The following is a 5714-nucleotide window of genomic DNA, read 5'->3' as shown; positions in this document are numbered from 1 at the left end:
ACGATTTAGTCGAAGGCTTGAACCGTAGGTTACAAGGGTTTAAGAACTATTATCGTCTGTCGTCAGCCTCGAAGAAGTGGCTGAATCGAATTGACTGGTATGTTTTGAAACGTCTAGCTCTGTTTAACAACAAGAAAAGACAGCGCCGAAATCTTCATGGTCATTTGGAGGAAGTAAAGAAACAAACCCAGTATCAACTGGTGTGCTTAGCCAAGTAGGGTAACCGTAATGCCAAAGAAAGAAGAACATCGGAAAGCCGTATGAGGGAGAACCTCACGTACGGTTTGATGAGGGGGAGCTGAAAGTAAAAGGGGAGAAATCCCTTTTGAAATCAGTTCTCTACTCTACCACGGAAAGCGAGTCATTCCCCGCAGGACCTAACTCTCTCACTAGATATCTCGAAACTGAGCCTTACAGTGTCGTGAGCTTAACCTTTATTGATCTTAAGGTCTGAAAGGCGGCTGATTTTCTTAGGGTTTCAGCACCACTTTAATACAATTGTCTTCCTTTTTGTTGAAAATTTCGTATCCGTGAGCCGCATTATCCAGGGCCATTTCATGAGTAATAATTTTTCTTGGATCAATTTCACCACGAACAATTTGTTTGTAAAGGGGTTCCATAAAAGAACGTGCATGAGCCTGTCCCATTTTTAATTGTATGTTCCGTGAAAAGAAAGCACCTAAAGGAAAGAGGTTATAATTTCCTCCGTACACGCCTGTGATTTGAACGGTTCCGCACTTCTTCACAGCTCTTGTTGCTACTTGAAGAGGACCAAGCGTTCCTCCCTGCAGTTTTAATTTTTGCTCGACGAATTCCAATGGAGATTTCTTGCCGTCCATACCTACACAGTCAATGACAATATCGGCGCCACCCTTCGTAATTTCCTTCAATGTTTCCCCCATATCCGGATATTGGGTGAAATCAAAGATTTCCGTTTGATTCATTCTTTTGGAATGTAGGAGACGATTTTCGATATAATCAACAGCAATTACCCGTTCGGCTCCTTTTTGCCAGGCAAACTGCTGCGCCATCAAACCAATAGGACCACAGCCAAGAACGATCACCGTATCTCCTGATTTCACACCAGCATTTTCTACACTCCAGTAGGCTGTCGGCAGGACGTCAGAGAGAAATAGAAGGGACTCATCCTCTAATTCACAGGACTCTGGAATTTTAAAGGGGGTATAATTTCCAAAAGGTACACGTAGATATTCTGCCTGACCTCCAGGGTGATCTCCGAACTTTTCACTATACCCAAAATACCCTCCGGAATCATAATGGGGGTTCGCATGATCGCACTGACTTTCACGATGAGAGTCGCAATAACTACACTGCCCGCAAGCCACTGTAAATGGAATGACAACGCGATCTCCTTTCTTTACATTCCTTACTTTAGGGCCGATTTCTTCAACAACTCCCATGGGTTCATGTCCAATGATGTAACCAATTGGAAGAGGGAAATTCCCCTGATATAAATGCAGATCCGAACCGCATATTGCAGTTGAAGTAATCCGGATAATCACATCTTCTTCGTGTTCTATTTTTGGAAAGGGAACCTGTTTGACTGCAACTGAGTATTTCCCTTGGTAGGTAACAGCTTTCATGATTTAACTCACCTCTATTTATACTTTTAACCCTGTTAGTTTGACCTTCCTATGAAGTCTTCATTCCGTCTAATTTTAAGGTTAAAAACTCATAACCATCTTCCTTTGAAAATCTGACAGTTAGTGGATAAGAAAATAACGGTTGAATCGAACGTCATTACCATTGACAGCGGGGTAGGGCTTCGATATGATTGGTAGTATCATGATAATGAGAATCTTTATCAATTAAAGTCTGTTTGTAGACCGGCTCAGGTTGGAAGGGTTAAAAAGAGAGGATGTAAAGTACATGAAAAAAATAGGATGGCTTATTCTTGTGTTACTTGTTGTTACGTTAACGGCCTGCGGAAATGGTGCAGATGAAGGGGGCGAAGCTTCTGAAGGCTCAGGAGATCAGTCCAAAGAAGCGAAGGAAGAAGAACAAGAGGAGCAGCGCACGGTAAATATTGAGGATGCAATGGGAGAGAAAACGATCGAAGGAACTCCTGAGAAAATTGTAGTTCTCGAATGGACGTACGCTGAAGATCTGCAGGCGCTTGGAATGGAGCCTGCGGGTGTTGCCGATCTGGACGGCTATAGCAAGTGGGTCGATGCAGGTAAATCGTTAAGCGATTCGGTTGAAGATGTAGGAACACGCCAGGAGCCGAATCTGGAAGCCATTTCGCGGTTGGATCCCGACTTAATCATCGGAGTGAAATTCCGCCACGAGGCAATCGCGGATCAACTGGAGGATATTGCGCCGACCGTTATGTTTGCCCCTTATTCCGAGGAAGCGGCGAAAGACCAGTACCAGCATATGCTGGACGAGTTTAATACGGTAGCCAAGATTACGAGTAAGGAAGACAAAGCTAAAAAAGTTGTCAAGAACATGGAAAAGACGTTCCGTGATCAGCAGGCCCGCATCACAGAAGCTGGTAAAGAAGATTCTGAATATGTAATGACGCAGGCTTTTACATCCCAGAACACACCAACGTTGAGACTTTTCACACCTAATTCCATTGTTTCAAAAGTGATGAAGAACATTGGTTTGCAAAACGCTCATCAACCAGACAAAACTGAGGTTTACGGATACACCTCCACAACCGTAGAGACTCTCCAGAATTATCAGGATGCTCATTTCTTCTACATTGTGCAGGAAGAAGATAATATCTTCACGAATCAACTGAAAGGCAATCCTGCCTGGGAAGACCTTAAATTTGTTCAGGAAGATCGCACCTATAAGATGCCGGGAGATACTTGGACCTTCGGTGGGCCACTATCGGCTGAAGTACTAGCGAAGCAAGTAACCGATGCGATGCTGAACGAAAACCAAAGCGAGTGAAGCTTATGAATTTGAACTTAAAACAAACAATAATCGCGGTTCTCACCTTCGGGGGTGGGACCGCATTATTATGTTTATTAACGTTTATACATATTAATCAGGGAAACGTGTCGATTCCTCTCGGGACCGTCGTAGATGCGCTCTTTCATCCACAGGATACGATCAAACATCACACTGTTCGTATTCTGCGGATGCCGAGGGCTGTCATGGGAATTCTGGCCGGCGGTGCGCTTGCAGTTTCAGGTGTAATTCTGCAGACGGTGACGAAGAACCCGCTTTCTTCAGCGAGTACCCTTGGCATTCATTCGGGTACCTATTTTGCCGTGGTTCTGACCACGATTTTCTTTCCATTTATTATGTTTGCGAATGGAATCGTTACGGCCTTTGTCGGCGGAATTCTAACATTTGCAGCCGTTTACCTGTTGTCAGGAGCGGGGAACGCCACCCCGGTCCGCATGGTGCTTGCGGGAATGATTGTTACCTTTCTCTTCTCATCGCTGACGTCCGTGCTGCAGATTTTCTACGAAAACGAGACGCAGGGACTTTTTCTATGGGGGTCTGGGACACTTATTCAAAACAACTGGGACGGCGTCCAGTTTTCTCTTCCCTTAATAGCTGCGGGTATGCTGACGGCCTTTATTTTTTCGCAAAAACTGGACACACTCACGCTTGGGGATGATGTAGCAACCGCTCTTGGCCAGAATGTCCGCGTTGTGAAGCTGATTACGATTCTCGCAGCGGTACTTCTGACGAGTGTGACCGTCAGTGTTGTCGGTCCGATCGGGTTCGTCGGTTTAGTGGCGCCTCACATTATTAAATTAATCGGTTACCGCTCGCATATACCGCTCATAATTGGCTCCTTTTTATGGGGAGGCAATGTACTGCTGCTTGCGGATATACTTGCAAGAATTATTGATCCATCGTTTTCTGAGCTACCCGTCGGGGCGATTACCGCACTGATTGGTTCTCCGTGGCTCATCTGGCTCGTTATGCGCATGAAGCAAAGCCAGGGAAGTGGAGATACGGGTACCATTATGGCAGGAAGCGGAGCGGTTAATCTTTCACTGAGAAAACTTCTGCCCATGCTTGGAGCGGTTATTATCCTGACGATACTCATCAGTATGTCTTCTGGTAATTACGGATTTGAACCGCTTGTTGCCTGGGATGCATTCTTTGGTTCTTCCAATGAATTTATTCGAAACTTTATTCTTAACTTGAGACTTCCTCGAGCCCTTGTAGCTGTATTCAGCGGTGCTATTCTAGCGGTCAGCGGTCTGATTTTTCAAGGAGTACTACGAAATCCGCTTGCCGATCCGTCTGTTATTGGAATTACTTCCGGTGCAGGGGTTGGGGCATTGATGACTATGTACGTATTCAGTGTCTCTGCCGTCTGGATCCCTGTCGGAGCCATGATCGGTGCGTTTGTCTTTTTCTTAATCGTCATGGGCCTCGGTGCCAAAGCTGAATTCCAGCCTACGATTCTCGCTCTGCTTGGAATCGGGGTCTCTGCGTTTGGATCGGCTATTATTCAGATTCTGGTGGTGCAGGCCGATCTTGGTGTTGCCTCTGCCTTAACATGGCTATCCGGCACAACTTACGCAAAAGGATGGTCTCAGCTGCTGCAGTACCTCCTATGGCCCGTCATCTTATTTGTTCCGCTGCTCATCTTTTATATTAAGACACTTGATGTGCTGTCTTTAGGGGATGATACAGCAAAAGGACTTGGACTTCGTGTGAGGTCAGTCCGGTTTCAAATGGCCATGATCGCCACGCTGCTTGCGGCGTGCAGTGTCGCTGCTGTCGGATCGATCGGATTCGTTGGCTTAATTGCTCCGCACGTGGCGCGTCTTCTGGTCGGTAGCGCCAACCAGAAGTTATTGCCTGTAACCATGCTGCTCGGGGGATTGCTTCTGCTCGTCGCGGATTTATTCAGCCGGACGCTGCTTGCCCCGAATGAAATTCCATCCGGGATTTTAGTTGCTCTTATCGGTGCCCCGTACTTCTTATGGCTGATGAAGAAGCGCGCTGCCTGACAAAAAAAGCCTTGCCGTGATGGTTTTATTTCCATCAAGGCAAGGCTTTTTAAGGTCTATTAAGCGTTACTGATGATATACAGATGCTTATTCCACAATAGGGCCGGATGGTGTAAGACTCAGTCTCGAGATAAATTGGGTCCTTTACTAAAATAGAGAGGGACGGGCTACGGAAACAACTCGCTTTCCTACGGGGGAACTGGCAAGCCTCCTCGGTCGCTTCACTCCCTGTGGGGTCTCGCCTAGCTCCTTCTCCCGTGGGAGTCTCGTCGTTTCCTTCGCCACCCCAACGATATCTGCTAACGGACCCTTCCATAAGAGAAGTCAGCGTCCTGTATCAGCCTTAAATGCTTATATATCAAGGTGATTACACTGTGACATGCTAGAAATTTAGTAGTGCTTCCAGGCTCCCCTTACTCGTTGAGCAGACGCTTTCGTAGAAGATTTCGAGCTCTACACATGGCAAGGTCCGGAGGGGGACGATGTAGACTCCTATCTTATAAGCGGAAGCACCTTGGTCAGCGGCGTATGGACTGGACTGAGCTGGCGGAGATAAAGGAAACACGAAGAGCGGAGTGATTCGATGTTGACTTATCGCACAGAAGTGAGGGAAGTCTCACTAGACGCTAGGTGCTGCAGCTGGATAGCTCACGCTGACGTTTATATTATGAGTTATGCTTAACTCTTATAAAAGTGTAAGAGTGGGATGAACATGATCGGTAAGATCCCGGAAGGCGAAGCCTGAGGAAGCTTACCACA

Annotated in this window: 4 protein-coding genes; 3 read left to right on the top strand and 1 reads right to left on the bottom strand. The window is 46.4% G+C overall.

Annotated elements, in window-relative coordinates:
- Positions 1–218, top strand: a 218-nt coding sequence (locus tag BMZ06_RS20165; protein ID WP_089755016.1) for a group II intron maturase-specific domain-containing protein, incomplete at its 5' end; no start/stop codon positions are given.
- Positions 219–470: 252 nt separating this feature from the next.
- On the opposite strand, the gene BMZ06_RS20160 is transcribed toward BMZ06_RS20165, so the two are convergent.
- A complete protein-coding gene (locus BMZ06_RS20160) occupies positions 471–1604 on the bottom strand; it encodes a zinc-dependent alcohol dehydrogenase (RefSeq protein ID WP_089755015.1) in 1134 nt (377 codons plus the stop codon).
- Between the two features lie 286 nt (positions 1605–1890).
- Between BMZ06_RS20160 and BMZ06_RS20155 the strand changes: the two genes are divergently transcribed.
- On the top strand, positions 1891–2922 hold the full coding sequence (locus BMZ06_RS20155; protein WP_089755013.1) for an ABC transporter substrate-binding protein: 1032 nt from the start codon (positions 1891–1893) through the stop codon (positions 2920–2922).
- A gap of 5 nt (positions 2923–2927) precedes the next feature.
- Positions 2928–4955 carry an iron ABC transporter permease gene (locus tag BMZ06_RS20150; protein ID WP_089755011.1) on the top strand — a complete coding sequence of 676 codons (2028 nt, stop codon included), beginning with the start codon at positions 2928–2930 and terminating at the stop codon, positions 4953–4955.
- Positions 4956–5714 lie beyond the last annotated feature (759 nt).

It is taken from the genome of Halobacillus alkaliphilus (genome assembly GCF_900113125.1).
Taxonomy (GTDB): Bacteria; Bacillota; Bacilli; order Bacillales; family Halobacillaceae; genus Halobacillus; species Halobacillus alkaliphilus.
Note: the sequence above shows the minus strand (reverse complement) of the source record. Positions and strands in the feature narration are given on the sequence as shown.

Coding starts and splice junctions, on each gene's coding strand:
- BMZ06_RS20160 (WP_089755015.1), bottom strand. CDS start 1,604: ATGAAAGCTGTTACCTACCAAGGGAAATACTCAGTTGCAGTCAAACAG.
- BMZ06_RS20155 (WP_089755013.1), top strand. CDS start 1,891: ATGAAAAAAATAGGATGGCTTATTCTTGTGTTACTTGTTGTTACGTTA.
- BMZ06_RS20150 (WP_089755011.1), top strand. CDS start 2,928: ATGAATTTGAACTTAAAACAAACAATAATCGCGGTTCTCACCTTCGGG.